The organism is Aliigemmobacter aestuarii (assembly GCF_004799285.1).
GTDB classification, from domain to species: Bacteria; Pseudomonadota; Alphaproteobacteria; order Rhodobacterales; family Rhodobacteraceae; genus Aliigemmobacter; species Aliigemmobacter aestuarii.
In genome coordinates this window covers 128776-154197 of the sequence record NZ_SSND01000001.1, presented here as the reverse complement: position 1 = coordinate 154197, position 25422 = coordinate 128776, and the positions used below count along the sequence as shown (strand labels likewise).

At 68.2% G+C, this 25422-nt stretch carries 24 protein-coding genes and 1 tRNA gene; 10 read left to right on the top strand and 15 right to left on the bottom strand.

What is annotated here, in order from left to right:
* Complete coding sequence (gene gltX, locus E7811_RS00675; protein WP_136392682.1) at positions 1 to 1425, bottom strand: glutamate--tRNA ligase; 1425 nt, start codon at positions 1423 to 1425, stop codon at positions 1 to 3.
* A gap of 86 nt (positions 1426 to 1511) precedes the next feature.
* On the opposite strand from gltX, the gene E7811_RS00670 reads away from it, so the two are divergent.
* On the top strand, positions 1512 to 3734 hold the full coding sequence (locus E7811_RS00670; RefSeq protein WP_394345604.1) for a ComEC/Rec2 family competence protein: 2223 nt from the start codon (positions 1512 to 1514) through the stop codon (positions 3732 to 3734).
* Here the strand turns inward: E7811_RS00670 and lexA are convergent.
* From lexA to E7811_RS00640, 6 genes are all read right to left on the bottom strand, one after another.
* Entirely contained in the window at positions 3728 to 4426 is a 699-nt protein-coding gene (lexA, locus tag E7811_RS00665) for a transcriptional repressor LexA (RefSeq protein WP_136392681.1), read from the bottom strand. The genes E7811_RS00670 and lexA overlap by 7 nt on opposite strands.
* Positions 4427 to 4539: 113 nt before the next feature.
* Positions 4540 to 5712 (bottom strand): molybdopterin molybdotransferase MoeA, encoded by a 1173-nt coding sequence (locus tag E7811_RS00660; protein ID WP_136392680.1) that lies wholly within the window; start codon positions 5710 to 5712, stop codon positions 4540 to 4542.
* Positions 5712 to 6206, bottom strand: coding sequence for a cyclic pyranopterin monophosphate synthase MoaC (moaC, locus tag E7811_RS00655; protein WP_136392679.1), 495 nt, complete (start codon positions 6204 to 6206; stop codon positions 5712 to 5714). Before moaC ends, E7811_RS00660 begins: the two co-directional genes overlap by 1 nt.
* Before the next feature lie 14 nt (positions 6207 to 6220).
* Positions 6221 to 7033 carry an indole-3-glycerol phosphate synthase TrpC gene (trpC, locus tag E7811_RS00650; protein ID WP_136392678.1) on the bottom strand — a complete coding sequence of 271 codons (813 nt, stop codon included), beginning with the start codon at positions 7031 to 7033 and terminating at the stop codon, positions 6221 to 6223.
* Positions 7034 to 7075: 42 nt separating this feature from the next.
* Positions 7076 to 8092 (bottom strand): anthranilate phosphoribosyltransferase, encoded by a 1017-nt coding sequence (trpD, locus tag E7811_RS00645; RefSeq protein WP_136392677.1) that lies wholly within the window; start codon positions 8090 to 8092, stop codon positions 7076 to 7078.
* Complete coding sequence (locus E7811_RS00640) at positions 8089 to 8670, bottom strand: anthranilate synthase component II (RefSeq protein WP_136392676.1); 582 nt, start codon at positions 8668 to 8670, stop codon at positions 8089 to 8091. Before E7811_RS00640 ends, trpD begins: the two co-directional genes overlap by 4 nt.
* Before the next feature lie 165 nt (positions 8671 to 8835).
* Between E7811_RS00640 and E7811_RS00630 the strand changes: the two genes are divergently transcribed.
* Positions 8836 to 10581, top strand: a complete 1746-nt coding sequence (locus E7811_RS00630) for a divergent polysaccharide deacetylase family protein (protein ID WP_246020142.1) — start codon at positions 8836 to 8838, stop codon at positions 10579 to 10581.
* Positions 10582 to 10603: 22 nt separating this feature from the next.
* On the opposite strand, the gene E7811_RS00625 is transcribed toward E7811_RS00630, so the two are convergent.
* The 8 genes from E7811_RS00625 to fabI form a co-directional block, all read right to left on the bottom strand.
* Positions 10604 to 11269 carry a phosphoribosyltransferase gene (locus E7811_RS00625; RefSeq protein WP_136392675.1) on the bottom strand — a complete coding sequence of 222 codons (666 nt, stop codon included), beginning with the start codon at positions 11267 to 11269 and terminating at the stop codon, positions 10604 to 10606.
* On the bottom strand, positions 11266 to 11982 hold the full coding sequence (locus E7811_RS00620; protein WP_136392674.1) for a dienelactone hydrolase family protein: 717 nt from the start codon (positions 11980 to 11982) through the stop codon (positions 11266 to 11268). Before E7811_RS00620 ends, E7811_RS00625 begins: the two co-directional genes overlap by 4 nt.
* A gap of 61 nt (positions 11983 to 12043) precedes the next feature.
* Positions 12044 to 13552 (bottom strand): anthranilate synthase component I, encoded by a 1509-nt coding sequence (trpE, locus tag E7811_RS00615; protein WP_136392673.1) that lies wholly within the window; start codon positions 13550 to 13552, stop codon positions 12044 to 12046.
* A 12-nt stretch (positions 13553 to 13564) separates the two neighbouring features.
* On the bottom strand, positions 13565 to 15430 hold the full coding sequence (locus tag E7811_RS00610) for a peptidylprolyl isomerase (RefSeq protein WP_136392672.1): 1866 nt from the start codon (positions 15428 to 15430) through the stop codon (positions 13565 to 13567).
* Positions 15431 to 15502: 72 nt separating this feature from the next.
* Positions 15503 to 16696, bottom strand: a complete 1194-nt coding sequence (locus tag E7811_RS00605) for an aminotransferase (RefSeq protein WP_136392671.1) — start codon at positions 16694 to 16696, stop codon at positions 15503 to 15505.
* 175 nt (positions 16697 to 16871) lie between these two features.
* Positions 16872 to 17381, bottom strand: a complete 510-nt coding sequence (gene gpt, locus E7811_RS00600) for a xanthine phosphoribosyltransferase (RefSeq protein ID WP_136392670.1) — start codon at positions 17379 to 17381, stop codon at positions 16872 to 16874.
* 13 nt (positions 17382 to 17394) lie between these two features.
* Positions 17395 to 18009, bottom strand: a complete 615-nt coding sequence (locus tag E7811_RS00595) for a LysE family translocator (RefSeq protein WP_136392669.1) — start codon at positions 18007 to 18009, stop codon at positions 17395 to 17397.
* Positions 18009 to 18836, bottom strand: a complete 828-nt coding sequence (fabI, locus tag E7811_RS00590) for an enoyl-ACP reductase FabI (protein WP_136392668.1) — start codon at positions 18834 to 18836, stop codon at positions 18009 to 18011. The genes E7811_RS00595 and fabI overlap by 1 nt, the downstream gene beginning before the upstream one ends.
* A gap of 285 nt (positions 18837 to 19121) precedes the next feature.
* Between fabI and pdxH the strand changes: the two genes are divergently transcribed.
* The 8 genes from pdxH (at position 19122) to E7811_RS00550 (ending at position 25422) form a co-directional block, all read left to right on the top strand.
* Positions 19122 to 19724: a pyridoxamine 5'-phosphate oxidase gene (gene pdxH, locus E7811_RS00585; RefSeq protein ID WP_136392667.1), complete on the top strand. Its 603-nt coding sequence runs from the start codon at positions 19122 to 19124 to the stop codon at positions 19722 to 19724.
* 125 nt (positions 19725 to 19849) lie between these two features.
* Positions 19850 to 20383, top strand: coding sequence for a cold-shock protein (locus E7811_RS00580; RefSeq protein ID WP_136392666.1), 534 nt, complete (start codon positions 19850 to 19852; stop codon positions 20381 to 20383).
* On the top strand, positions 20353 to 20877 hold the full coding sequence (locus E7811_RS00575; protein ID WP_136392665.1) for a DUF192 domain-containing protein: 525 nt from the start codon (positions 20353 to 20355) through the stop codon (positions 20875 to 20877). The genes E7811_RS00580 and E7811_RS00575 overlap by 31 nt, the downstream gene beginning before the upstream one ends.
* A 126-nt stretch (positions 20878 to 21003) precedes the next feature.
* A tRNA-Pro gene (locus E7811_RS00570) sits at positions 21004 to 21080 on the top strand.
* A gap of 284 nt (positions 21081 to 21364) precedes the next feature.
* A complete protein-coding gene (locus tag E7811_RS00565) occupies positions 21365 to 21814 on the top strand; it encodes an oxidoreductase (protein WP_136392664.1) in 450 nt (149 codons plus the stop codon).
* A gap of 75 nt (positions 21815 to 21889) precedes the next feature.
* Complete coding sequence (locus tag E7811_RS00560; RefSeq protein WP_136392663.1) at positions 21890 to 23428, top strand: protein adenylyltransferase SelO; 1539 nt, start codon at positions 21890 to 21892, stop codon at positions 23426 to 23428.
* Positions 23429 to 23512: 84 nt separating this feature from the next.
* Positions 23513 to 24073 carry a helix-turn-helix domain-containing protein gene (locus E7811_RS00555; RefSeq protein ID WP_136392662.1) on the top strand — a complete coding sequence of 187 codons (561 nt, stop codon included), beginning with the start codon at positions 23513 to 23515 and terminating at the stop codon, positions 24071 to 24073.
* 158 nt (positions 24074 to 24231) lie between these two features.
* Positions 24232 to 25422, top strand: a complete 1191-nt coding sequence (locus E7811_RS00550) for a glycine C-acetyltransferase (protein WP_136392661.1) — start codon at positions 24232 to 24234, stop codon at positions 25420 to 25422.

The window sequence follows — 25422 nt, the reverse complement described above, 5'->3', positions numbered from 1 at the left end:
TCAGGCCGCGGCATCCTCGAGCCGCGCAATCGTCTCGTCCCGACCGATGACAAGCATCATGTCATAGACGCTGGGGCTGACTGTGCGCCCGGCCAGAGCCGCGCGCAAGGGCGCCGCAAGCTTGCCGAAGTTCAGGCCGTGTTCCGCCGCCGCTTCGGTCAGGATGGGTTCCAGCCCGTCTTTCGTCCAACTAGCAGTTTGCAGGCGCGGCGTCAACGATTTCAGTATACCACGGGATACCGTATCAAGCGCGCGTTCCGCCGCCTCATCCCGCGCAATCGGCCTGTCGGCCATGATGAACTGCGCCTTTTCAATGAGTTCGACGAAAGTCTTGGACCTGTCCTTGAGGCAGTACATGCCCTTCGCCATCAGCAGGCGCTGGCGGTCGGTCAGGGCTGGCCGGCCCGAGGCGTTCAGGAAAGCCTCGATTTCTTGCAGCAGCGCAGCATCATCGGCCGCCGCGATGTGCAGGCCGCAGATGTTTTCCAGTTTCTTGAAATCGAGTCGCGCCGGCGCGCGGCCGATTCCCGACAGCTCGAACCATTCCATCGCCTGTTCCGAGGTGAAGAATTCGTCATCCCCGTGGCTCCAGCCGAGGCGGGCAAGGTAATTGCGCATCCCCGCCGCCGGATAGCCCAGGCCCTGGTAATCCCCGATCGCGGTCGCGCCGTGGCGTTTCGACAGCTTCTTGCCGTCCGGCCCGTGGATCAGCGGGATATGCGCCCAGACCGGAATGTCCCAACCCATCGCCTGATAGACCATCGTCTGCCGCGCCGCGTTGTTCAGGTGGTCGTCCCCCCGGATCACATGCGTGACCCCCATGTCATGGTCATCCACGACCACGGCCAGCATGTAGGTGGCCGTACCGTCCGAACGTAAACAAACCATGTCGTCGAGCTGGTCGTTGCGGAAGCGCACGGTTCCCTGCACGGCATCCTCGACCACCGTCTCTCCCCCGCGCGGGGCCTTCATGCGGATCACATAGGGCGCGTCGGGGTGCGTGGCCGGATCGGCATTGCGCCAGGGCGACTGGAACAGGGTGGATTTCCCCTCGGCCTTCGCGGCCTCGCGGAAGGCGTCGATCTCTTCGGGCGTGCAGAAGCATTTGTAGGCCGCGCCCCGCGCCAGCATCTGATGCGCGACCTCGGCATGGCGGTCGCGGCGTTCGAACTGGCTGACGACATCGCCATCCCAGTCGAGACCGAGCCAGGTCAGGCCCGACAGGATCGCCTCGGTCGCCTCGGGTGTGGACCGTTCGCGGTCGGTGTCTTCGATCCTCAGAAGGAACGTGCCGCCATGGCCGCGCGCGAACAGCCAGTTGAACAGCGCCGTGCGGGCGCCGCCGATGTGCAGATACCCGGTGGGCGAAGGCGCGAACCGGGTCACGACGGGGCGGGCATGGGCGGTAGAGCGGGCGGCGGACATGCGCGGATTAACCTTTCGGAAACCATGAGGCAGGTAGCATCCGGCCCCTGATAGGCAATCGCGGGGCGGGAAACAAGGTGGCGGCTCTGGCAGAGACGGGCATCCCCGCGGGGCAGGACGGGCCGGGCCGGCTGCGGCACGCCCTGCTGTGGCTTCCGGCCCGGCTTGCGGGGGAAGGGGGCATCCTTCTGCCCTGGGCGCCCGTCATCCTGGGCTGCGGGATCGGCCTGTGGTTCGCCCTGCCGTGGGAGCCGGTTCTGCCGCATTACGCTGTCGCGGGCGGGGTTCTGCCGGCGATGCTGGCCGCCAGGCTTTGGGCCGGCGATCACTGGCACCCGTTGGCCTGGGCGATGGCGCTGTTGGCGACGGGGTTCCTGGCCGCCGGCCTGCGCGCACATTCGGTCGCGCTGCCGGTGCTGGATTTCCGCTATTACGGGCCCGTGGAGGGGCGGATCATCGGCATAGACCGGTCGCAATCCGACGCGATCCGCCTGACGCTTGACCGGGTGATCCTTCAGGATGTGGCGCAGCAGCGGATGCCCGCGCGGGTCCGTGTGGCCCTGCACGGCGATCAGGCGCTGACGCCTGAACCCGGACAGGTGATCGCCCTGACCGGGCATTTGTCCCCCCCCGACGGGCCGGTGGAACCGGGCAGCTTCGATTTCCGCCGCATGGCCTTTTTCGACGGGCTGGGGGCGGTCGGCTATACCCGCACGCCCGCCGTGCTGATGGATCGTGCGGCCCCCGGCGACCAATGGGTGAACCGCCTGCGCGCAGGCATCCGCGACGCGGTCATGGCCCGGATCGGGGGCGAGCCGGGCGCCTTCGCCGCGGCCCTCCTGACCGGGGACCGGTCGGGCATCGGACGCGAGACGCTGGATGACCTGCGTGCCTCGAACCTGGCGCATCTGCTGGCCATCTCGGGGCTGCACATGGGGCTTCTGGTGGCCTTCGTCTTTGGCGTGGTGCGGGGCGGACTGGCCCTGATCCCGCCCCTGGCGCTGCGCCTGCCGACAAAGAAGGCCGCGGCCGTCGTGGCCCTGGGGGCCGGGGCCTTCTACCTGCTGTTGTCCGGTGGCAATGTCGCGACGGAACGCGCCTTCATCATGGTGTCGGTGATGCTTGTGGCGGTGCTGTTCGACCGTCGCGCGTTGTCGCTGCGGTCGGTCGCGATGGCGGCGCTGCTGCTGCTGCTGTGGCAGCCCGAAACCCTGATGGAGCCGGGATTCCAGATGTCCTTTGCGGCCACGGTCGCGCTGATCGCGGGTTTCCGGGCGCTGACCGGGCGTTTCAGTCCGCACCGGCTGCCCGGCTGGCTGCAACCCGCCGTCGCGCTCTTCGCCTCGTCCTTTCTGGCGGGGCTTGCCACCGCGCCTGTGGCGGCGGTGCATTTCAACCGTATCGCCGATTACGGGCTGATCGCCAACCTTCTGGCCGTTCCAGTGATGAGTGTCCTTGTGATGCCCGCAGCGGTCATCGCGGGCGTTCTGGCCCCGGTGGGCCTGTCGCAGCCCGCGCTCTGGGTCATGGAACAGGGAACCCGCTGGATCCTGTTCGTGGCGGGGGCCGTCGCCGATGCGCCCGGCGCCGTATCGGCGGTGCCCACGCCATCGCCCGTGGTCCTGCCGCTGATCATGCTGGGCGGGCTGATCCTGTGCCTGACGGCGGGACGGGTGCGCGCCTTCGCCCTGCCGCCCGTTCTGGCGGGCCTTGTCCTGTGGTCGCAGGCCGACCGGCCGCCTCTGCTGGTTTCGGGCGACGGGCGGCTGGTGGGCCTTCTCGGCCCCGAGGGGCGGGCGCTGTCGGCGGATCGCGGGCAGGGCTTCGCTGCGTCAAGCTGGCTTGAGAACGATGGCGATCTGGCGACGCAGGAAGAGGCCGCGGCGCGCCCCGGCCTTTCCGGCCCTGCCGCCGCGCGGGTCTTTGTCCTGGACGGGTGGGAGGGGGTGGCGCTGCGCGGCAAGGCGGGATTTGCGCAGGTGGCGGATGCCTGCGCGGCGGGCCGTCTGGTCATCGTGGCGGGGCGGGTGGAGGACGCGCCGCCCGGTTGCGCCCTCATCGACGAGGCGCTGTTGCGACGCACCGGGCCATTGGCGATCCGGCCGAAGGGCGACGGCACGCTCATCGCCCGCCCGACGATCACGCAATCGCGCCTCTGGCAGCGCCGGACCCTGCCGCCGGACGAGATCACCATCGCGCCCGGTCGTGACATCGAATTGCTGGAAGCGACAGGAACGGCGGCCTTTGGCCAACGCGCGCAAGGGCCGACCGCCCCCCGCGCGCCCGTGACGGGGCCTGACGATCAGTAGCTGCGGATAAGGCCCACAAGCCGGCCCTGCACCTTGACCATGTGATCGGGGAAGACACGGGTTTCATAGGCCGGGTTCGCCGCTTCAAGCGCGATCATGGAGCCGCGACGGCGGAAATATTTCAGCGTGGCCTCGGCATCCTCGACCAGCGCCACCACGATATCGCCGTTTTCGGCGGTGGTCTGTTCGCGGATCACCACGATGTCGCCGTCGTTGATGCCCGCCTCGATCATGGAATCGCCCTTGACCTCAAGCGCATAATGGTTGCCGTTCGACGCCAGCATCGACCCCGGCACCGCCACGTGATGCGAAACCTCGGAAATCGCCTCGATCGGAACGCCGGCGGCGATCCGGCCCATGACGGGCAGTTCCAGTGCATGGACAGGTTCCACCGTCATCGCCCCGCGCGGTGGCGCGGGCGGGGCGGCGGGCCTGTCGCCCGCGATCACGCGCGGGGTGAAGCCGGGCTTTTCCATCGCCTCGGGCAGTTTCACGATCTCCAGCGCGCGGGCGCGATGCGCAAGACGGCGGATGAAACCGCGTTCCTCCAGCGCCGTGATCAGCCGGTGGATCCCCGACTTCGACCGCAGGTCAAGCGCGTCCTTCATTTCGTCGAAAGACGGCGGCACGCCGTCGCGATCCATACGCTGCTTGATGAAATCCAGAAGTTCCAGCTGCTTGCGCGTCAGCATCGGGCATCCCCTCGGGCGTCAGGACAAAGGTGTTAACACAATGTTCTGCCCGTGTTCCCGTTTTGTGTCAAGTGCCTTGGCGTTCCGGGCCGTGCCGCCGCCGCGCGACGGGGTCAGATCGGCAGATAGTCCACGATCTCGCCGGCGCGGCGCGGGCCATCGCCAAGCGGGCGGATCAGCAGCGCATCGGCCTCGGCCAGGACCGACAGAAGCGCCGAATCCTGCCGGTCGAAGGCGCGGATCAGGGGCAGGCCATCGCCCGGTTCGAGGCGCGCGCGCATGTAATGCGTGCGCGGGCCGGTCGGGCGTTCGTCGCGGGCCAGCACGGCGCGCGCGGGATGCGGACCGGGCGAGGGGTCGCCCAGCATGACGCGGATCAGCGGCACCAGGAACAGGTGGCCGCAGACGATGGCCGAAACCGGATTGCCCGGCAGGCCCAGAAGCGGCACGCCCTGCATCCGCCCGGCCATCAGCGGCTTTCCGGGCCGCATCGCGATCTTGTAGAAGGCGCGGTCAAGGCCCATGCTTTCGGCCACGCGCCCGACAAGGTCATGGTCGCCGACCGACGCGCCGCCGATCGTCACGATCAGGTCGGCATCCAGCGCCATCGTCAGGATCGCGAAGAGGTCCGCCTCGGTATCCCGGGCGATCGGCAGCATCCGCGCCTCGGCCCCGGCGGCTTCGGCCAGTGCCTTGATCGCGAAGGAGTTGGAGGCGATGATCTGGTCCGGTCCCGGTTCCTCGCCCGGCATCACCAGCTCATCGCCCGTCGCGATCACCGCGACCACCGGGCGGCGGCGCACGGGGATTTCGGGCAGGTTCATCGCGGCCAGAAGCGCCAGGTCGGACGGGCGCAGGCGGCGCGGCGAAAGCTCTGCCCCGGCGATGAAATCATCGCCCAGGGGGCGAATGTTGTCGCCCTCGGACAGCGCGGTCACGGTGATCCGGTCGCCCGTGCGCGTCACGTCCTCTTGCAGGACGACCCTTGTGGCGCCATCGGGCACCGGCGCGCCGGTGAAGATGCGCAGCGCCTGTCCCGGGGCGATGTGCCCCGTCCAACCGCGCCCGGCGGCGGCTTCGCCGATGACGTCAAAGCCATCGCCCACCGTCGCGCCGGCCACGGCATAGCCATCCATCGCCGAGGACCGGAAGGGCGGTTGCGTGCGCCGCGCGCGCGCAGGTTCGGCCAGCCAACGCCCGGCGGCCTTCTGCAAGGGCACCGTTTCCACCGGCATCGGTTTCGACAGGGCCAGGACGCGGGCCAAGGCTTCTTCGACCGAAATCATCACATAGCCTCGTAACGTCCGGATTTTCCGCCTTCTTTAAGGATCAGGCGGATGTTTTCGATGACCATTCCCTTTTCCACGGCCTTGACCATGTCATAGACGGTCAGGCAGGCGGTGGCGACGGCGGTCAACGCCTCCATCTCGACCCCGGTCTGCCCGCCGGTCTTCACGGTGGCCTCGACCACGATGCCGGGGATCGAGTGATCGGGCGTCAGGTCAAGCGCGACCTTCGTCACCGGCAGCGGATGGCAAAGCGGGATCAGGTCGGCGGTCTTCTTGGCGCCCATGATCCCGGCCAGACGCGCCACGCCCAGGACATCGCCCTTCTTCGCGCGCCCCTCGGTGATCAGCGCCAGCGTCTCGGCCGTCATCCTGACCTGTCCGCGCGCCACTGCGACGCGGTCGGTCACCGGCTTGGCCGAGACATCGACCATATGCGCGTGGCCCCTGTCGTCGAAATGCGTAAGGCCCCCGGTGTCGGTCTTGCCGGTCATCAACGCGCCCTTTCTCAGATGCCGCCCTGTGCGGTCAGGGGTTTCGCAAGGATCGCGCGGGTCGCGGCGGTCACGTCCTCTTGCCGCATCAGGCTTTCGCCGATCAGGAAGCAGCGCGCGCCATAGCGGGCGAGATCGGCCAGATCCGCGGGCGTGTAAAGCCCGCTTTCCGAAATGATCAGACGGTCTTCGGGCACGCGCCGCGCCAGATCGCGCGTGGTGTCCAGCGTGACCTCGAACGTGTGCAGGTTGCGGTTGTTTATGCCGATCAGGTCCGATTTCAGCGCCTTGGCCCGTTCAAGTTCGGCGCGGTCATGCACCTCGATCAGAACATCCATACCCCATTCGATCGCCACCGCCTCAAGCTCGGCCGCCTGCGCATCCGAAAGCGAGGCCATGATCAGCAGGATGCAATCGGCCTTGAGCGCGCGCGCCTCGATCACCTGCCAGGGATCATACATGAAATCCTTGCGCAGGCAGGGCAGGCGGGTCGCGTCATGCGCCTGTGTGAGATATGCGTCCGCCCCCTGGAACGAGGGCCCGTCGGTCAGCACCGAAAGGCAGGTGGCCCCGCCCGCCTCATAGGCGCGGGCCAGCGCCGGCGGGTCGAAATCGGCCCGGATCAGCCCTTTGGAGGGGCTGGCCTTCTTGATTTCGGCAATCAGCCCGTAGCCCCCGGCGGCGGCTTCGTGCAGGGCGCTGGAAAAGCCGCGCGGGGCGTCGGCCTCGCGCGCGGCCTCTTCCAGATCGGCCAGCGGACGGGCCGCCTTGCGGGCGGCGACCTCTTCCAGCTTGTAGGCCTTGATGCGGTCAAGGATGGTGCTCATGGGATCAGACCTAGCCTATCGGAAACGCAAGGGAAAGCCGGTTCAGCCCGCCTGGGTCAGCGCAACGACAAGTTCCACCTTTTCCAGCGCACGGCCGGTATCGATGGATTCGCGAGCAATTTCAACACCTTCTGGCAGACTGGCTGCGCGACCCGCAACCACAAGCGCGGCGGCCGCGTTCAACAGCACCGCATCGCGATAGGCGCCCTGTTCGCCTTCAAGCAGCCTGCGGAAAGCCGCGCCGTTCTCGGCCGGGGTGCCGCCCAGGATCGCCTCGAACGGATGGGCGGGCAGGCCCGCATCCTCGGGGTGAACCTCGAATTCGGTGATCTGGCCCTGATCCAGCGCCGCCACCTTCGAGGGCAGCGCGATCGACAGCTCGTCGGTGCCATCCCCGCCGTGGACCAGCCAGGCCTTTTCCGAGCCGAGTTCGCGCAGGATCTCGGCCATCGGGCGGATCAGCGCGGCGGTGTAGGCGCCGGTCAGCTGCCGCTTCACCCCGGCGGGATTGGTCAGCGGGCCAAGGATGTTGAACAGCGTCCGCGTCCCCAGTTCCTGCCGGACGGGCATCACATGGCGCGTTGCCGGGTGGTGCATCGGCGCCATCATGAAGCCGATCCCGGCCTCGGTCAGGCAGCGTTCCACCACGTCGGGGCCGACCATGACGTTGATCCCCATCTCGGTCAGCGCATCGGCGGCCCCCGATTTCGACGAAAGGTTGCGGTTGCCGTGCTTGGCCACGGGCACGCCCGCTCCCGCCACGACAAAGGCCGTCGCGGTCGAGATGTTCAGCGTCCCCTTGCCGTCGCCCCCTGTGCCGACGATGTCCATCGCGCCGTCGGGCGCGCGCACCTTGTTGCACTTGGCGCGCATCACCGACGCGGCCGCGGCGTATTCCCCAACCGTTTCCCCCCGCGTGCGCAGCGCCATCAGGAAGCCGCCCATCTGCGCCGGCGTCGCCTCGCCCTCGAACAGGGCTGCAAAGGCGGTTTCGGCCTCCTCGCGGGTCAGCGGTCGGTCGGCGGCCGTGCCGATCAGCGGTTTCAGCCGGTCGCTCATGCCGCCACCTTCAGATCATCCAGGAAATTCTGCAACAGCCTGTGCCCGTGTTCCGAGGCGATGCTTTCAGGGTGGAACTGCACGCCCTCGATCGGCAGCGTCCTGTGCCGCAGGCCCATGATCGTGCCGTCTTCAAGCCAGGCGGTGACCTCAAGGCAATCGGGAAGCGTTTCGCGTTCCACGATCAGCGAATGGTAGCGCGTCGCAAGGAACGGCGAGGGCAGGCCGCGGAACACGCCCTTGCCCGCGTGGTGCATGGCCCCCATCTTGCCGTGCACAATCTCATGGCAGCGGATCACGCGCCCGCCGAAGGCCTGGCCAATCGTCTGGTGGCCAAGGCAGACGCCCAGAAGCGGGATCTGCGCCTCGGCGGCAGCGGTGGTCAGCGGCAGGCAGATGCCCGCCTGCGCCGGATCGCAGGGCCCCGGCGACAGGACGATGCCTTCGGGGCGCATCGCCATCACATCCTGCACGTTCAACGCATCGTTGCGCCGGACGACGACATCGGCCCCCAGTTCGCCCAGATAATGGACAAGATTGTAGGTGAAGCTGTCGTAGTTATCGATCAGGAGCAACATCTTGCGGGTCCCGGTTTTCTGGATACGGATAGGGGGTGAACCCCGCCCGCTGTCGCGCTATACATGGGGCCAGCCGCCGGTTGAGGTCAAGTGCAACCGGCCCCCGCGGCGCAGATCCGCGCGGGAAGCAAGGCGGCAGGGCAGTTGAGAGGTGGAGGCAGGATCGTGCGGGGCTTTCTTTCGGGTGTGATCTGGGGCGGGCTTGTCTCGGTCGTCGGTCTGGGCACGGTCTCGCAGCTTGCCGCCCCGCCCGAACCGGCCAATCAGGCCGGGCCTGTGGCCCCTGCGGATGAGGCGGCGGGCGCCCCGGCCGATGTTGCAGCCGGCGCGACAGCCGATACCGGAGTGGATCAGGCCGTGGATCAGGCTGCGGACGCCACCAGTGCCGAGGCCCCGGCGACCGTCCCGGTGACCAGCCCGGCGACCAGCCCGGCGACCAGCCCCGAAACAAGCCCGGAAACCAGCCCCGACGCAACCACCCCGCCCGAGGCGACCGGCCCCGTGGCCGAGACCTTGCCCGAGGCCGCGCCGACCGAGGTCGATCCGCTGCTTGATGCGGCCACTGCCCCGAACGTCACCGACGCGCCTCCGACGCCGCCCGATGCGCCGCCTGCCGCCCCAAGCCTGCCCGATGCCCCTGAACTGGCCGAGGGCGGGCCGTCCGGCTTCGATCCGACACGGGTCACCCCGCCCGAGGCGGGCGATGATGCGCCGGGTCTGGCCGATCTTCCCCCGCCGCCGCCGCTGACGCCCGAGGAAGAGGCGATGATGGCCGAGATCGCGCGCGCCGCCGAAGAGGCCGAAAAGGCGGCCGAGGCGGCAGGGCTTGTGCCCGTGCCCGAAGAGGTGCCCGATGCCGGGGTCGAGATTGACCTGGCGGCGCTTCCGCCCGGCGCCGTGCCCGAGGCCGCCCCCGAACCTGGTGCCGAACCTGCGCCCGAACCCGCCGCCGAGGCCACGCCCGAAACCCCGGCAGTGCCCGCACCCGAAGGCGAGGGGGTACCCGTGACCGACGACGCCGCCCCCGAGGCGGCGGCGCCCGCAACCGATGATCCGGCGCAGGAACCGCCCGTGACCGACGACGCCGCCGAAGACGCGCCGTCAGCAAGGCCGCAGCCCGGCTTTTCCGGGGCGGTGGACGGTGTCCGCACCGGGCGCCTGCCCAGCATCGGCAGCGACACCGCCCCGGATGCCCCCGCCGTCGCCGAAGAACCCGCGCCGGATGCCGCCGACCTGCCGCCGCTCAGCCGCCATGCCGTGGCCTTTGACGGGGCGGGGGGCAAGCCGCTCTTTTCGGTGGTTCTGGTGGATCCGGGCGGGCCGGATGTGGACCGACAGGCGCTGGCCGACCTGCCGCTGGCCGTCACGATCGCGATTGATCCGACCGCGCCTGACGCCGCGACCGCCGCCGAGATCTATCGCGCCGCCGGGAAAGAGGTGGTGATGCTGGCGACGGGCATCCCGGCCGGGGCCACCGCCGGTGATCTGGAAACCACTTTCCAGGCCCATCAGACCGCGTTGCCCGAGGCGGTGGCGGTGATGGATCTGGAACAGGGCGGATTCCAGAACGACCGGCCACTGGCCGCGCAGGTCGTTCCGGTGATCGCGGGGCAGGGGCGGGGCCTTCTGACCTGGGACAAGGGGTTGAACGCGGGCGATCAGGAAGCCCGCCGCGCCGATCTGGCCTCGGCCCGGGTGTTCCGGCGTCTGGATGGCGAGGGCGAGGCCGCGCCGGTAATCCGCCGCTATCTGGACCGCGCGGCTTTCAAGGCGGCGCAGGACGGTTTCGTCGTCGTCGCGGGCGAGGTGCGGCCCGAAACCCTGCAGGCGCTGGCGGAATGGGCCGTCGAAGGGCGATCGGCCACCGTCGCGCTGGCTCCGCTCAGCGCGGTCCTGCTGCGCGGGCGCTGACGGGCCGCCGCCTGCCTGAAGGTCAGGACGCGGGCCGCGCCTGCAGGCGGTCGGCCTCGTCCATCAGGCGGATCACGTCTTCGTCCGGGGTCTGCCCGAAATCGGCGTAATGCGCGCCGACCGCGCCCAACATCAGTGGCCGGAACAGGCAGACGATGTCATCGACCTCGGCGCTCAGGTCCTCAAGCGTGTCGGGCGCGGCGACCGGCACCGCGAGGACCAGTTTCGCCGGATGGCGCTGCCGCACCGCCTTGAGCGAGGCGCGCATCGTAGCGCCCGTGGCGATCCCGTCATCCACCACGATGGCCGTCCGCCCCTCGACCGGCACCTGTGCGCGCCCCTTCAGGTAAAGCGCCCGTCGCCGCCGGATTTCGGCAAGCTGCGCCTCGGCCATGCGTTCGATATCCTGCATCGAAAGCCCCGCGTGACGGGCCACCGAGGCGTTGACCGCAAGCTGCGGGTCGTCGCCGTTGACCACGGCGGCCACCGCCAGTTCCGGCTGGCCGGGGGCGCCGATCTTGCGCACCATGACCAGATCCATCGGCGCCTTGAGCGTGCGCACGGCCTCGATCGCGACGGGAACGCCACCGCGCGGCAACGCCAGGATGACCGGATCGGCATATCCCCGTCGCGCGAGTTCTGCGGCAAGGGCCTGCCCGGCCTCGGTTCGGTTGCGGAACCTGCTCATGCGTGGGCCTCCGGTCCTGCGAATGCGGCGATGAACCAGTCCCCGGCCAGCTTCACCACCTGATCCAGCGTGCCGGGTTCCTCGAACAGATGGGTGGCGCCTGGCACGATCTCGATCCGGTGCGGGCAGGTCAGCCGCCCGGCGGCCTGCCGGTTCAGGTCGATCACAGGGTAATCCGCGCCGCCCACAATCAGAAGGACCGGCGCACGCACATCCGCCAGCGCCGCCCCGGCCAGATCGGGTCGCCCCCCGCGCGAGACGACCGCGCGGATATCGCCGGGTGCACGGGCCGCCGCGACCAGCGCCGCCGCCGCCCCGGTGCTGGCCCCGAACAACCCCACTGGCAGGGATGCGGTGTCAGGCAGCGCCCGCGCCCAGCCGACCGCCCCGGCCATGCGCGCGCCCAGAAGGCCGATGTCAAAGACATTCGCGCGATCCCGCGCCTCGTCTTCGGTCAGCAGATCGAACAGAAGCGTGGCGATGCCCCTTTCGCCCAAGGCCTCGGCCACGGCGGTGTTGCGGGGGCTCAGGCGGCTGCTGCCCGCGCCATGCGCAAAGATCACCAGACCGACGGGCGAGGGCGGCAGGCGCAGGATGCCGTCAAGCCCCTTCGGCCCCACGGAAACAGGCTGCCTTTCGGGTCCGTGGCCCATCATCCAGACCTCCCACCCGGTCGCGCAATGCCGCGCGCCCTGGGGGATAGTCGGCGTCATGGGCCCGTGCCGCCTTGATCTTCATCAATGCCGGCGGGTAGAGGGCGCGATCCACCTTCGGTCAGCCGTTGCCGCGACCCGCGAAGAGGCCCGCATCCTCGGCCGCGCGGCGCAGCGCGCGCGACTTGTTCACGGTTTCCTGGTATTCCGCCTCGGGGTCGCTGTCATAGACGACGCCGCCGCCCGCCTGGATGTAAAGCGTCTGGTCCTTCAGCACGGCGGTGCGCAGCGCGATGCAGAAATCCATCTCGCCATTGGCGGCGAAATAGCCGACGCCACCGCCGTAGATGCCGCGCTTTTCGGGTTCCAGCTCGTCGATGATCTCCATCGCGCGGACCTTGGGCGCGCCCGACACTGTGCCCGCAGGAAGGCCCGCCAGAAGGGCCGACAGCGCATCCTCGCCCTCTGCGATCTCGCCCACCACGTTCGACACGATGTGCATGACGTGCGAATAGCGTTCGATGATGAACTTCTCGGTCGGGCGCACGGTTCCCACCTTCGCCACCCGGCCCACATCGTTGCGGCCCAGATCGAGCAGCATCAGATGTTCCGCCAGTTCCTTCTTGTCGGCCAGAAGGTCCGCTTCAAGGGCGGCATCCTCTTCGGGCGTGGCGCCGCGCTTGCGGGTGCCGGCGATGGGGCGGATCGTCACCACCCCGTCGCGCAGCCGCACAAGGATTTCAGGGCTTGCGCCCACCACCTGATAGGGGCCGAAGTTGAAGAAGAACATGAAGGGCGACGGGTTCGTGCGCCGCAGGCTGCGATACAGCGCAAAGGGCGGCAGTTCGAACCGCTGCGCCCAACGTTGGCTGGGCACGACCTGAAAGATGTCGCCCGCGCGGATGTAGTCCTTCGCCTTCTCGACCGCGGCCTTGTAGCCGTCATGCGTGAAGTTCGACCGTGCCTCGCCCACCGGTGCCGCCTCGCCTAGGTCGCGTTGCGCGGGCGGTGCACGGTCAAGGTCGCGCAGCGCGTCCATCACCCGTTCGGCGGCCTGCGCATAGGCGGCCCGCGCCGACAGGCCCGATCCCGCCCAGGCGGGCGAGACGATGGTGACCTCACCCTTCACCCCGTCCAGCACCGCAACGACCGAGGGGCGCATCAGCACCGCATCGGGCAGGCCAAGCGGGTCGGGGTTCACATCGGGCAGATGTTCCACAAGGCGGATCATGTCATAGCCCAGATAGCCGAACAGCCCCGCGGCCACCGGCGGCAGGTCTTCGGGCATGTCCATGTGACATTCGCCCAGAAGCGCCCGCAGCGTTTCCAGCGGGTGGCCTTCCAGCGGTTCGAAGGCATCCGCGTCGAAGCGGGCGGCGCGGTTGATCTCGGACGCCTCGCCCCGGCAACGCCAGATCAGGTCGGGCTTCAGCCCCACCACGGAATAGCGTCCGCGCACCTCGCCGCCGGTCACGCTTTCCAGCATGAACGTGTCTTTGCGCGCCTCGCCCAGCTTCAGCATCAGGCTGACCGGCGTATCAAGGTCGGCGGCCAGCCGGGCATAGACCGGCTGGTTCCGCCCCGCCGCAAAGCCCTTTTCGAAATCCTCGAAGGAGGGGATCAGTTTCATGCGTGTCGGGCCTTACTGGAACTGGGCATGGACCGCGTTGATCGCGGCATCGTTCAGGGTGATCCCCGCGCCATCGGACAGGGCCGTGGTGAACAGCGCATAGCCGTCCTGCGCCAGCGCCTGTTCCGCCTGTGCGGCGATTGCGGCTTTAAGCGCCTCGGCCTCGTCCCCTTCGGCCGGGGCGGGGGTGATGGCGTCCAGCCGGACGACGCCGGTAAAGCCCGGCCCCTCGATCACCCGGACCTCGCCCTCGGCCATGCCGAAGACGGTATCGACGAATCCGGGCGGAGTGTCCTCGACAAAGCCCTGCCGGGCCAGTTCGGTCGTGACCGAGACGATGCCATAGGCCCCAAGCGAGGCGCCGGCCTCGACCTCGGCGCGGATCGCGGCGGCGCGCCCGGCGAGCGCCTTCGCGGTCTCGCTCGCGGTCCAGTGTTCCGCCACGCGGTCGCGCGCCTCTTCAAAGGGAATGGGCGCGGGGGGCACGATCGCATCCAGCCGGAGCGTGGCAAGCCCGCCATCATCCAGTTCGAAAAGCTCGGGGTAATCGCCTTCGGCCGCAGCCTCGGCTGCCTCGCGGAAGGCGGGATAGCCCGCCACGGGTTCCTCGCTGCCGGGCACATAGTCGAAGGTGGCCACGGTCATGGCGAATTCGCGCCCGATGTCCTCGATCGTCGCCCCTCCGGCCAGCGCATCGTCGATCGCCTCGCGCTGGTCGGCGATGGCGCGGCGCGCGGCATCCTGCTGAAGCTCAGCGGCCAGTTGTTCGCGCGCCTCCTCGAAGGTGGTTTCCTGCGCGGAAAGGATCGCGTTCACCCGGAACAGGGCCGGACCCAGATCGGTGTCGACCGGGCCGGCGATCCCCGGCTCGGTCAGGGCAAAGACGGCCTCGGCGGCCGCGCCCAGATCTTCGCGGCTCACATCGCCCAGATCCACATCGTCCAGCTTCAGCCCGCGCGCGGCGACCAGCGCCTCGAACCCTTCGCCCGCGTCGACCCGCGCCTTCGCGGCGGCCGCCTCTTCGGCGGTCGGATAGACCAGGCGTTCCACCAGGCGCCGTTCCGGTTGAACGAATTCCGCGCGGCGCTGGTCATAGGCGGCGCGCAGGGCCGCCTCGTCCGGGGCCATCGTGGTGGCCAGAGTCTCGGGCAGAAGGGCCGCATAGGTGATGCGGCGCGCCTCGGGCCGGGTGAAGACGGCAACGTTGGCGTCGTAATGCGCCTTCAGAAGCTCATCCGAGGCTTCGGGCAGCGGATCGGTCAGATCGGCCTCGGTCAGCCGCAGAAGGGAATAGCCGCGCCGTTCGGCGACATAGGCGTAAAGCGTGTCGGTCAGGACATGCGGCGCCGGAAAGCCGCCCACGACCGCGCCCTGCAGCAGGCTGCGCGCCAGATCGTCGCGCAGGCCCTGTTCGAATTCGGCCTCGGACAGGTTGTTGCGTTCCAGCACGAAGCGATAGGCCTCGCGGTCGAAGGTGCCGTCAAGGCCGCGGAAGGCCTGCATGCCGCGCAGCTCCTCGGCCACTCGCGCATCGCCCACCGAAATGCCGATCCGGTCGGCCTCGTTCTCGACGGCGACGGTCGCGATCAGCGATTGCAGAACCTGCCGGTCCAGCCCGAACTGCCGCGCCTGTTCCAGCGTCACGTTCTGCCCGGTCTGCGCGCCAAGCGCGGCCAGTTCCTGCTGCAGCGTGCGCGAATAGCGGTTCACGTCGATCTCGCGGTCGCCCACCGATCCGATCGAGGTGATGCCGGTGCCGAAGTTCGTCACCCCGAACCCGCCGAGCGACAGGATCAGCATCGCCATCAGGATCCAGACGATGACGGTCGCCCCCTTCTTCTTGCGCGGCGCGGTATCGTACTCGTGGTCTTTCGACATCTCTCAACCCTTGCGGAATGCGGTGTTGCCGCCTTGTCTAAGCGGTCGGGGGGCAAGGAACAAGGGGAAGGCTCAGCCCCGGAAGGCCGCCAGACGGCGGAACAGCTCGCCGATCCCGTCGCGGTCGATGTTGGCAAAGGCGATGCGCATCTGCCGGGCGCCTTCAGGCGCGTCCTCGGGCTGGAACATGGTGCCCGGCAGCATCAGGACCGAAACCTCGCGCACAAGCCGCTTCGCGATCTCGGGCGAGGGCAGGGGATAGGGATGTTCGACATAGGCGAAATAGGCCCCGCAGCCCAGAAGCCGCCAGTCGGGCAGGGCGTCGAAGCCCGCCACCATCGCCTGCCGGCGCGCAAGGATCTCGTCGCGTTCCCCCGCCACCCATTGCGCAAGGTTCCGCATCCCCCAGAGCGCGGCGATCTGGCCCAGCTGGCCGGGGCAGATCGCGACCGTGTCGAGGAACTTCTCGACCTCGGCCAGCCGCGCGGCCGAGGCGACGATCGCCCCCACCCGATGCCCGGTCAGGCGGTAGGCCTTGGAAAAGCTGTAAAGCTGGATCAGCACGTCGTCCCAGTCGGGATCGGTGAAAAGCTCATGCGGCCTGCCGCCGGTGGTGATGTGGTGGCGGCTGTCGAAATCGCGGTAGGTTTCATCGACGATCAGCGCAAGGCCGCGCGCGCGCGCCAGATCGCGGAAGGCCGCCATCAGGCTTGCCGGATATTCCGTGCCTCCGGGATTGTTCGGCGAGACGAGCACGATCGCGCGCGTCCGGGGCGTGATCAGCGCCGCCGCCGCCTCCGGTTCAGGCAGAAGCCCCGCCCCGCATGCCAGCGGAACGGCGCGGACATCCTGCATGTCCAGCCACATCTTGTGATTGAAATACCATGGCGTCGGCAGGATCACCTCGTCTCCCGCACCGGCCAGGGTGGCCATGACCGCGCAGAAAGCCTGGTTGCAGCCCTGCGTGATCGCGACCTGCGACGGCGCCACGGCCCCGCCATAGGCAGCCGACCATTGCACGGCAATCTCCTCGCGCAGGGCAGGAAGTCCCAGAACAGGCCCGTAAAGATGCGCGGCCGGGTCGTTCAGTGCCGCCTCGGCCAACGCCTGACGCAGGGCAAGCGGCGGCGGATCGACGGGGGCGGCCTGGCTGACGTTGATCAGCGGGCGACCGGCGGGAAAGCTGATCCCCTCGATCCAGCGCCGCGCCTCCATCACCGGGGGCGGGAAGGTCGCGGCCATGGCGGGGTTGAGCGGCAGGGTCATGGGACGGCTCCGGTGTTGAGGGCGTAGGCAGGGGCTCTGCCCCCGCACCCCCGGGATATTTTGAGACAGAAAATGCGAAAACTTGATTCAAGGTTTCGTTTTCTGTCCGGAAGTATCCTCGGGGGGGGGAATTTGCGCAGCAAAGAGGGGGGCAGACAGCCCCCCTTGCCCCGGTTCAGTCGGTGCCACGGAAGGGCTGGACATATTGCAACGCCATGTCCCAGGGGAAGAAGATCCAGGTGTCCTGGCTCACCTCGGTGACATAGGTATCGACCTGGGGCTTCCCGGCGGGCTTGGCATAGACGGTGGCGAAATGCGCCCTCGGATAAAGCCGGCGGACCAGTTCGAGGGTCTTTCCGCTGTCCACCAGGTCGTCGACGATCAGGATGCCGGTGCCGTCGCCCATCAGATCGTCCTGGGGCGATTTCGTCACCCGCGCCTCGGTCTGGGTCTGGTGGCTGTAGGACTTGACGCTGATGGTGTCGACCACACGGATGTCCAGTTCGCGGCTGACGATCATCGCGGGCACGAGACCGCCGCGGGTGATGCCCACCACGGCCTTCCACGAACCGGCGTCGCCGGGGCCCTTGCCGTCCAGCCGCCAGGCAAGCGCCCGGGCGTCCCGGTGGATCTGGTCCCACGAGACATGGAACCCTTTTTCATGTGGCAGGCGATCTGAAGACATCCGGTGTTCTCCTTCAGGTGGCGGCGATCTTTACGCCGAGCGCGGCCAGAAGCCCGCCGAAGCTGCGGTCGATCACGGTTTTCAGGCTGATGTAACGCGCCCGGCTGCGATCGAGCGAAAAGATGCGGGCGACAAGCGTGTTCCACAGCGTTTCGGCCGCGAAGATGACGACCAGCAGCGCAAGATAGACCCAGAGCGGCGTACCCTGCGGGACGGTGCCAAGAAAGATGGCGGAAAACATCACCGCCGGTTTCGGATTGGCAAGCTGCGTGAAAAGCCCCAGCCGGAAGGCCGAGACCGGCGAGCGGGGCAGGGGGCGGGTGTCGCCCTGGGCGAGAGGCTTGCGCGCGTCGCGCCACAGATGCCAGCCCATCCAGCAAAGATAGGCCGCGCCCCCCAGCTTCAGCGACCAGAGCAGCGCCGGGGCCACCGCAAAAAGAAGGTTCAGCCCGAACATCGCCGCCGAGGCCCAGACGACCGCCCCCGCGCCGATGCCGAAAGCAAGCATGAACCCGGTGCGGAAGCCTTCGGTCAGCCCGGTGCGGGCCGACATGATCACCGCGGGCCCCGGGCTGATCGCGGCCAGCACAACAAGGCCCACGAAGGCCAGGAAGGCCGCGGGCGTCATCAGGGGGCGTCCTTCTTGCCCGTCACCACGTCGATGTCGGGTGCGTCCACCGCCTTCATGCCGACGACGTGATAGCCCGCATCGACATGCAGGCATTCGCCGGTCACGCCCGAGCCGAGATCGGACACCAGATAGAGCGCGGACTTGCCCACCTCTTCCTGGGTCACGTTGCGGCGCAGGGGCGAGTTCAGCTCGTTCCACTTCATGATATAGCGGAAATCGCCGATACCCGAGGCGGCCAGCGTCTTGATCGGCCCGGCCGATATCGCATTGACGCGGATCGCCTGCTTGCCCAGATCTTCGGCCAGGTATTTGACCGACGCCTCCAGCGCGGCCTTGGCCACGCCCATCACGTTGTAATGCGGCATGACCTTTTCGGCGCCGTAATAGGTCAGTGTCACAAGGCTGCCGCCCTCGGTCATCAGCTTTTCGGCGCGCTGGCAGACGGCGGTGAAGGAATAGCAGGAGATATCCAGCGATTTCAGGAAATTGTCGCGGCTGGTCTCGACATAGCGGTCGCGCAATTCGTTCTTGTCGGAATAGGCGATGGCGTGGACGACGAAATCGAGGCGCCCCCAGACCCGGCCGAGTTCGGCGAACATCGCGTCCATGCTGGCCATGTCGGTCACGTCCACATCGAACAGCGGGCAGTCGCCAAGCGGCGCGATCAGCGGTTCGACCCGCTTGCGGAACGCCTCGCCCTGATACGAGAAGGCCAGTTCCGCACCCTGTTCGGCGCAGGCCCTCGCGATGCCCCAGGCGATGGATTTGTCGTTTGCAAGCCCCATGATGAGGCCGCGCTTGCCAGCCAGAAGTCCCCCGGTCATGTCCGTCCCCCGCGCGTTATCCTTTTTCTCCGGTCCGGCCCGGCCGTGCGCCGGGCCGTCCGGGCCGTTGTTTCCGTGTAGACTGTCGCCCGACCCGTATCAAGGGCACAGGCGGCGAGGGCGGCATCAGCGCCGGGCAACGGGACGGGGCATCGACTCCGGGCGCGTGCCCTTGCCCGCGGCAGGGGCCGGGGCTAGCTTCGGCTCAGACGCGGGGCAGACGAAGGGCCGACGCGGGGTCGGCGCGGGGTCGGCATGGTATCTGCGAGGGGAAGGGAAAAGATCATGGACAGGGGCGGTATCTTTGCAGGCGACGATCCTTTCGCGCTGGCCCGGGCCTGGTTGGCCGAGGCGGAAAAGACCGAGGTCAACGATCCCAACGCGATCGCGCTTTCGACGGTCGATGCCACAGGCCTGCCGAACGTCCGCATGGTCCTTCTGAAGGAGATCGAGGAAGACGCCTTCGTCTTCTACACCAACTACGGGTCGGCCAAGGCGCGCGAGATCGAAAGCGCCGGCAAGGCCGCCTTCGTGATGCACTGGAAGTCGCTGCGCCGCCAGATCCGCGTGCGCGGCACCGTCACCCGCGAGGAAGGCCCGAAAGCCGATGAATATTATGCCAGCCGCAGCCTGAAAAGCCGGCTGGGCGCATGGGCCAGCCAGCAGTCGCAACCGCTGTCGTCGCGCGCGCATCTGATGGCCGAGGTGGCGAAGATCACCGCGACCAAGGGACCGAACCCGCCCCGCCCGCCGTTCTGGGGCGGTTTCCGCATCGCCCCGGTCGAGATCGAGTTCTGGGCGGATGGTGCGTTCCGGTTGCACGATCGGTTCCGCTGGACCCGGAATTCGCCTTCGGATGGCTGGGAAATCGCCAGACTCAACCCCTGATTTTCACGCTTCGTGAAATGGCGCCAGACTAACCTAACGTATAGGACACCCGGTTTATCCCTTGTAAGTCGTTCATTTTCTGGTGAAGTGATGGCTGGGGCTAAATCTGGGGAAGTGGCTCTGGTATGAATGAGCAAGATAGTTCCGTGCCCGTTGTGCATGGCAAGGTGAAATGGTTCGATCCGGCGAAAGGGTTTGGCTTCATCGTCGCCGATGAGGGTGGGCCTGACATTCTGCTGCATGCCAATGTGCTGCGGAATTATGGTCAAAGCTCGGTTGCGGATGGAACGGGTATTTCCGTGACGGTTCAATCGACGCCGCGCGGGGTGCAGGCGGTCGAGGTCATAAAGATCGAGCCGCCGGTTGGCGCGGCTTTCCCGCTTGGCGAAGAGGGTGGATCGACCACGCCCGAGGAAATCGCGGCGCGGCCGCTGGAGCCCGCACGGGTGAAATGGTTCGACAAGGCCAAGGGCTTTGGTTTTGGCAATGTCTTTGGCCGGCCCGAAGACGTGTTCATCCACATCGAGGTTCTGCGGTCGTCGGGCTTTGCCGATCTCGCCGCGGGCGAGGCGGTCTGCCTGAAGATCATGGATGGAAAACGCGGACGGATGGCCGTACAGGTGGTTTCATGGGAAGCCGCCGTTCACAAACCGGTCTGACGGCCTTTCGCGCCTGCCTTCTGGTGGCGGTCCTGACGTTGTCCGGACCGCTGGTGCTGTCTTCGGCCCGGGCAGAAACGGCCTGCGCGCCTGATCGTATCGACCTGCGCGGGGCCTTTGGTGCTGCGCAATTCACGGTCGAACTGGCCGATACCCCCGAAGAACGCGCCACTGGCCTGATGCACCGCGAGTCGATGCCCGTCTCGGCCGGCATGCTGTTCGTCTACGAGGCGCCGACCCGCGCGATGTTCTGGATGAAGAACACGCTCATTCCTCTCGACATGATCTTCGTCGATGCCGCGGGGCGTGTGACCTCTGTCCATTCTGACGCGATCCCGCATGACGAGACGCCGATCGACGGCGGCAGCGGCGTCTTTGCCGTGCTCGAGATCAACGGCGGGATGGCACGGAAAATGGGCATAGCGCCGGGCGCGGAAATGCGCCACCCGGCCTTTCCCTCCGAAACCGCTGTCTGGCCCTGCGCGTCGCCGTGAGCGGCGCCTTGAGCGGGCCGTGGCCGCGGCTTTCGCAGCCAGTCGCCGGCCAGGGTTTCCCGATCCCGCGAAAACGGTGCGATTTCAACTTTTCAATGCGCGTTCGCAAGGGTAGGAAGGCCGCATCGGGGCGTAGCGCAGTCTGGTAGCGCGACGGTTTTGGGTACCGTAGGTCGGAAGTTCGAATCTTCTCGCCCCGACCAGTCATCCATCGAAACCGGCCGGAATGGCATCGGGACCCGTCCCCGACGCCCGGACCCGCGCGGACCTATACGAATGGACCGCGGCCCGCGGCATCCCGACCGTTGCCCGACTCGGGGTGCTTCGCCATTCTTGTGCCCCGATGAGGATGTGGTCGGAATAAGACGTGACGGGGCCGGGACCAAAGCGGTTTGACAAGGGACTCCTGAGCCTTTGCGCGATTGCTGCCGTTGCAGTCTTTTGCGGTGGCGCGGCTGTGCAACCGGCGCATGCCTGTAGCCACCACATGCCCGCGCCTGTCGGGCCGGTCGTTCTGGAGATCACGGGCGCCTTCGAATGCGGCCCGCCGGATGCGCCCGCCGGCTCGCCGCTGAGGCTTGATATCGAGGCGCTGAAATCCCTGGGCTCGGTCACCATCCGGACGACGACGATCTGGACCGAGGGAATGCAGGTGTTCGAAGGCGTTCCCCTGAAGCGGCTTCTGGAACGGATCGAGGCGACCGGATCGGTCGTCGATGCCTATGCCGTGAACGACTACTGGGCGGAATTCCCGGTGACGGAGCTTGCCGATGGCTGGCCCGTGATCGCCTACCTTCGGAATGGCGCGCCGATGACGCTGCGCGGCAAGGGGCCGCTTTGGGTTGTCTATCCCTATGACGAAGGGGTGGATTTCAACACCGAGGACATCTTCGCCCGGTCGATCTGGCAACTGGAGCGGATGGAGATCCGGCCCTGAACCACCCTTGGGCGGTTGCCAGAGCGCGCAGGCCGGACCATATCAGGGAAAACGCGACGAAGGTTTCCCGCTGCCATGACATTCCCCCCGCAATCCGACGCGCCCGTGGCAGAGCTTCCGGCCTTCGGGATGGACAACAGTTATGCCCGCGACCTGCCGGGGACATACCTTGCCGTCAAGCCCGCGCCTGCTCCTGCGCCGCGCCTTCTGCGGTTCAACGCGGGGCTCGCGCGCGATCTGGGCCTGCCGTTGACCGGGCAGGAGGCTTGGCTGGCCGATCTCTTTGCCGGAAATGCCCTGCCGCCCGATGCCGAACCTTTGGCACAGGCCTACGCCGGGCATCAGTTCGGCGGATTTTCCCCGCAACTGGGGGATGGGCGCGCGCTGCTCTTGGGCGAGGTGGTGGCCCCGGACGGACGCCGCTTTGACCTCCAGTTCAAGGGATCGGGGCGCACGCCTTTCTCGCGCGGCGGGGACGGCAAGGCCGCGGTCGGGCCGGTCCTGCGCGAATACCTGATCGGCGAGGCGATGGCCGCCCTCGGCGTGCCGACGACGCGGGCGCTGGCCGCGGTCGCCACGGGCGAGCCGGTGTTTCGCGAAACCGAACTGCCCGGCGCCGTGCTGACACGGGTGGCCGCCAGCCACCTGCGCGTCGGCACTTTCCAGTTCTTCGCCGCGCGCAAGGATGCCGCACAGGTCCGCGCGCTGGCCGATTACGCGATCCGCCGCCACCATCCCGAAGCCGCCGGGGCGGAAAACCCCCACCTCGCGCTGTTCGACGCCGTGGCGGCCGCGCAGGCACGGCTTGTGGCGCAATGGATGGCGCTCGGGTTCATCCACGGGGTGATGAACACCGACAACATGACCATTTCGGGCGAGACGATCGACTATGGCCCCTGCGCCTTCATGGAGGCCTATGCGCCCGGCACGGTCTTTTCCTCGATCGACCGGCAGGGGCGCTATGCCTATGCCAACCAGCCGCTGATCCTGGTCTGGAACCTCGCCCGGTTGGCCGAGGCGATGCTGGGCCTCTTTTCCCCCGATGCCGACCGGGCGATCGAGATCGCCAATGACCGGTTGCAGGCGGTGACACCGCTTTACGAGGCCGAATGGCTGCGCCTGATGCGGGCCAAGCTGGGTCTGGCGGGCGAGGGTGCGGGCGCGGACGAGGGTGCGGGCGCGGGCGGGAACCTGGACGGAAGCGGGGGCGACAGGGCGCTGGCCGAGGATCTGCTGGCCCTGATGCAGGCCGCGGGTGCCGACTGGACAATGACCTTCCGTGCCCTTTCGCGGGCGACCGAAGATGACGGGCCGGTGCTTGCGATCCTGGGATCCGGCGGCACGGATGCGGCGCGCGGCTGGCTGGCGCGCTGGCGACGGCGGATCGACGCCGGGTCGGCCGCGCGGATGCGGGCCGCGAACCCGGCCTTCATCCCGCGCAACCACCTGGTCGAAGAGGCGCTGGCCGCGGCCACGGCGGGGGACATGGCGCCGTTCGAGCGGCTGCTGGCCGTGATCACGCGGCCCTTCGACGACCAGCAGGGGCAAGAGGCGTTTGCCCTTCCCGCACCCACGGGCTTTACCGAGGGCTACCGCACCTTCTGCGGCACCTGAGCCGGGGAAGGCCGTGCCGCCGGATATCCCGGCGCCGCAAGGCCGCGATTGACCGCGCGCCGCATCCGCAGCAGGATGCCGCCCATGAACCCGCGTTCCGACATCCACGACCGTCTGGCGGCCAGCCTGCGCGAGGCGCGGCGCGCGCGCGGCCTGTCGCTGGATGCTGTGGCAAAGCTGTCCGGCGTGAGCCGGTCGATGGTCAGCCAGATCGAACGGGGCGAATCCTCGCCCACGGTGGCCACGCTGTGGAACCTGACGCAGGCGCTGCAGGTCGATTTCGCGGGATTGCTGGAGCCGCGGCCCGCGCCCGGCATCGAGGTGACCCGCGCCACCGCCGCGCCGGTCATCGCGGGCCGGGGGACGGGGGTGCGCATCCGCATCCTTTCCCCGGCTGAGGCGGTGGGGGAACACGAGGTCTATGACCTGAGCTTTCAGCCGCAGGGCGCGCTTGTGTCGGACCCGCACGGCGCGGGCTGCCGCGAACACCTGACCGTGATCGACGGCACCCTGACCGTGCGCAGCGGCGACGAGGAACAGGCGCTGTCGGCGGGGGACACCGCGCGCTACGCCGCAGACCGGCCGCACGAGATCCGCGCCGGCGATGCATCGGCGCGGGCGATCCTGATCGTTCAGGGCAGTTGATGCGCGCGGCGCGGGGGGCGAAGATTTTTCGTCGAAAAATCTTCGTACGCCCCCTTGGCCCGGCGCTGCGTGATTCCGGTTTGGCGGATGCGCATCCGCTATCTTGACGAATTTCCGGTTTTGCGTCATATATTCCGCTATCACGGAGGAGTTCTGCCATGACGGATTCGGCGCCCTTTCTGGATCATCTCACCGCCACCCTCGCCGGGATCGAGGCCGAGGGCCTGATGAAGCGCGAACGCGCCATCCACGGCGCGCAGGGCGCCCATGTCGTGATGGACGGGCGCCCGATGCTGAACCTCTGTGCCAACAATTACCTTGGCTTTGCCGATGATCCGCGCCTTGTCGCGGCGGCGAAGGACGCGATGGACGGGGGCGGTTACGGGATGGCCAGCGTGCGCTTCATCTGCGGCACGGCCGACGGGCACCGCGCGCTCGAGGCGCGTCTTGCCGACTTCCTCGGGATGGAGGATGCGATCCTCTATGCGGCCTGTTTCGATGCGAACGGGGGCCTGTTCGAGCCGCTTCTGGGGCCCGTGGACGCGGTCATCTCGGACGCGCTGAACCATGCCAGCATCATCGACGGCATCCGGCTCTGCAAGGCGCGGCGCTTCCGCTATGCCAATTCGGACATGGCCGACCTGGAAGCGCAGCTGAAGGCCGCGCGCGAGGGGGGCGCGCGGTTCATCCTGATCGCCACGGATGGCGTCTTCTCGATGGATGGCTATCTGGCGCGCCTGCCGGAAATCCGCGCGCTGGCGGACCTTTACGGGGCGATGGTGATGGTGGATGACTGCCACGCCACGGGCTTCATGGGGCCGGGCGGGCGGGGGACGCCCGCGCATTTCGGCGTGCGCGCCGACATCCTGACCGGAACACTTGGCAAGGCGCTTGGCGGCGCGCTTGGCGGCTATACCGCCGGGCCGAAGCCGGTGATCGAGATGTTGCGCCAGCGGTCGCGCCCCTATCTCTTTTCCAACGCGTTGCCGCCGGCGGTGGTGGGGGCGGGGCTGGCTGCGCTCGACATCGTCGAACGGGCCGACGATCTGCGCGCCAGCCTGTTCCGCAATGCCGCCTACTGGCGCGCGGGCCTTCAGGCGCATGGCTTCCGGCTGCTGCCGGGGGAACATCCGATCGTGCCGGTGATGCTGGGCGAGGCGCGGCTGGCGCAGGAGATGGCCGCCGATCTGGCCACGCGCGGGGTTCATGTGGCCGGCTTCTTCTATCCGGTCGTGCCGATGGGGCAGGCGCGGATCCGCACGCAGATGAACGCGCGGCTGACGACGGATGATCTGGATTTCGCGCTGGATGCCTTCGCGGCGGCCGGGCGCAAGGTGGGGGCGATCTGA